This window comes from Actinomadura sp. 7K507, from assembly GCF_004348425.1.
Classification (GTDB): Bacteria; Actinomycetota; Actinomycetes; order Streptosporangiales; family Streptosporangiaceae; genus Spirillospora.
On the sequence record NZ_SMKK01000454.1, the window covers coordinates 1 to 2,868 of the forward strand.

4 protein-coding genes are annotated in these 2,868 nt (G+C 74.1%); 2 read left to right on the forward strand and 2 right to left on the reverse strand.

The genetic code is table 11. From position 1 onward, the window contains the following. Positions 1–26: 26 nt before the first annotated feature. Entirely contained in the window at positions 27–491 is a 465-nt protein-coding gene (locus E1285_RS44280) for a hypothetical protein (RefSeq protein WP_207947285.1), read from the reverse strand. A 250-nt stretch (positions 492–741) separates the two neighbouring features. On the opposite strand from E1285_RS44280, the gene E1285_RS44285 reads away from it, so the two are divergent. Beyond that, a complete protein-coding gene (locus E1285_RS44285; RefSeq protein ID WP_132160897.1) occupies positions 742–1,545 on the forward strand; it encodes a hypothetical protein in 804 nt (267 codons plus the stop codon). Positions 1,546–1,584: 39 nt separating this feature from the next. On the opposite strand, the gene E1285_RS44290 is transcribed toward E1285_RS44285, so the two are convergent. Then, the gene (locus tag E1285_RS44290; protein ID WP_243723480.1) at positions 1,585–2,658 is read right to left on the reverse strand and encodes a MinD/ParA family protein; all 1,074 of its coding nucleotides are present in this window, start codon (positions 2,656–2,658) and stop codon (positions 1,585–1,587) included. Between E1285_RS44290 and E1285_RS48040 the strand changes: the two genes are divergently transcribed. Next, positions 2,653–2,868: hypothetical protein (locus E1285_RS48040; protein WP_165967039.1), on the forward strand; the 216-nt coding region annotated here is incomplete at its 3' end. The genes E1285_RS44290 and E1285_RS48040 overlap by 6 nt on opposite strands.

Genomic DNA, 2,868 nt, shown 5'->3' on the forward strand with positions numbered 1-2,868 from the left:
GGCCGGGGCCGGGCGAACGGCGGGTCTCAGCCTCCGATGACGCCGCCGTGGTAGGCGGCGCCGTCCTGTCCGGAGGCGGCGCCGGACGGTCCGCCTCCCTGATCGGACGCCTTCCAGCTGCGCGCCGGACCCTCGCTGATCCCGTCCGGGTAGACGGTCCCTCCGGCCCAGTGCACCAGGGAGTCGGCGTACCTGCGCGCCACCCGCTCCGCGTCGGGCAGGTCGGCCACGGCACGGATGTCCACCCACCACACCGGGGCGGTGACCCTGCCGGCGAACTCGGGACCGAGCAGCCGCCGGATCTCGCTCTGCGCCGTCACCTGCACCGCGTCCTCGATCGACACGAGCAGCCGGCCCTCGGCGTCGTACACCAGGGTCGGCTCCGGATCCCCGCCGCGCAGCTCCAGCGGCTCGCCCATGGCGACCAGGCCGTCGGCCAAGGCGTAGAGGTCCGGACGGCGGCGCACCAGCGCCACCAGATCAGTGCTCATGGGCCACCCCGGCATCGGGCGGACCGAGCGGGCCGTCACCGGAAGCGGCGACCTTTCGCCGGCTTGCGTCGGACACCTGCCTCCCTCCTCCATCGCAAACCCTACGAGACATCCGCGCGTGCCGCCCCCGCCCGCCGGACGCGACCCTCCGGGGGACATACGTACCATCCCGCGTGATATCGCCAACTTCTGGCCGCTACGCTGGCCTGATCTCATCAGCCACCCCGCATGACTTCAGCACGGAGCGCTCATGAACTCCCCCCAATGGCCCGGCCAGCCGCCCGGTGGGCCGGGCTTCCCGCCGCCCCCGCCGCCGCACGGCCCGCCAATGCCCGGAGGCCCCGGCTACCCACCACCCCGGCGCGGGGGCGGCGGAGCGCTCGTCCCCCTGCTGATCTTCGGCGTGGTGGGGGTCCTCGCCCTGGTCGGCATCGGCGCCTTCGTCGTCCTGGCGGACGACGACGATTCCGGCAACACGTCGGCGTCGCCCACCTACACGCCCACCTACTCCCCGCGCGCCTCCTCCGAGCCCAGGCCCACGCAGTCCCTGGGCGGTGGCGGCGGAACGGGGTCGGACCCGACCTCGGTCCTGTCCACGACCATCCGGACGGCGAAGGGCAACACGTTCACCCGCGCCGGCACCCGCACCGAGTCGTGCAACCTGCGCGCCAACACCCGGCTTCGCTCGACGCTGCGGTCGTACCCGTGCATCGGGGACATGCACGCGGCCGTCTACGCCAGCTCGACCAAGCGGATCATCACGGCGGTGTCGATCGCGAAGTTCTCCAGCCCCTCGGCGGCGCGCAGCGTCAGCCGCGCCACCTCCAGCAAGGGCTGGCCGAAGCTGCTCACCCCGTCGAACTCGAGCGGCATCCGCCAGCCCCGGCCGGACCCCGCCTACTGGACGCGCTCCTGGACGCAGGGCTCCAACGTGATCTACGCGCAGTCGTACTGGGCGACCGGCACCGCCACCGGCGGCCGCACCGGCTCCGTCTTCACCACCGCCGGCGAGATCGGCACCGAGATCACCAACACCCTCGTGTGGAACGACTGACGGCGCGGACGGCGCGGACTCCGCCCGGCGCCGTCCAGGTCAGCGGGGTCCGCCCGCGGCCAGCGACCGCGAGAACACCTCGTGCACGACGCGGGTGACGGCGGTCCTGGCCGCGGCGGAGACCTTGGCCACCTCCACCGAACTGCCGGTCGCCAGATGCCGGTCGTAGGGGACGAACACGACGGGCAGTCCCCAGGCGGCGAGCATCTGCTGCGCCCGCTGCAGGTCGGCGTTCACCTGGGGGGCATGCGCGACCATCGCGATCACGGTGCGGCTCAGCAGGCCGCCCAGATCGTTGGCCGCGTACCACTCCAGCGCCCCACGCGCGCTCAGAGCCCCGTCGACCGTGCCCGGGGTGACGAGCACGAGGCCGTGTGAACTCGTCACGACACCGCGGTTCACCTCGGTGAGAATCCCCGCGCCGCAGTCGACGACCGTCGCGGCGACATAGCGGCTCACCGAGCTGAGCGCGGTCTGGAACGTCTCCAGCGTGAACTCCCCGGCGATGCGCCCGCCGCGCGTGGACGACAGCACGTACAGGCCGTGCTGCGTCCGCGTCAGGAATCCCTCCGCCTCCTGGAACGTGTTCGGGTTGTGCGCAGCCAGGTCGAACAGCGACAGCTGGGGGTTGACGCCGAGGCGCAGCGGCAGCGACCCCAGCTCGGCGTCCGCGTCCGCCGCCAGCACCCGGTCGGCGCGATTGAGGGCCAGCTCCGTCGCCAGCATCGCCGCCATCGTCGTCTTGCCCGCGCCGCCGCGGACGCTGGCGACCGCGATCTGCCGGGAACTCGGCACCGACCGCTGCATCAGGTCGGCGAACGCGGCCTTCTCCCTGGCCTCCCGCGCCCCGCCGCCCATCGCGCCGCGGACGCCGCGTCCCATGCGGCGGGCGAGGGGGTCGCCGTGCTGGTTCTTGCGGACGAGGTCGTCCGCCGGGACCTGGTGCCCGCCGCCCACCTGTCCGGGCGCCTCGGGATGCGCGGACACCGGAGGTGCGGGCACACCGGACGAGGCACCCGCCGCCTCGGGCCCGTCCTGCCCAGCCTCGCCACCGGAAGCCACCCCGCCGAGCACGGGGTTGACCGCCGCCTCCCAGTCGAACTCGGAGTGCACGAAGGCCTCGCCCTGCTGAGCCGCCCCCGGAACATCCGCCCCCTGCACGGGCGGCTCCTGGACGGGCGGCTCCTGTGGGGACGGCTGCTGCATGGGCGGCGGCTGCGCGGGTGCCCCCTGCACGGGCGGCTGCGGCACGGGCGGCTGCTGTATGGGCGCCTCCTGCGCGGGCGCCTCCTGCACGGGCGGCTGCGGTGCGGGGGGCTGCGG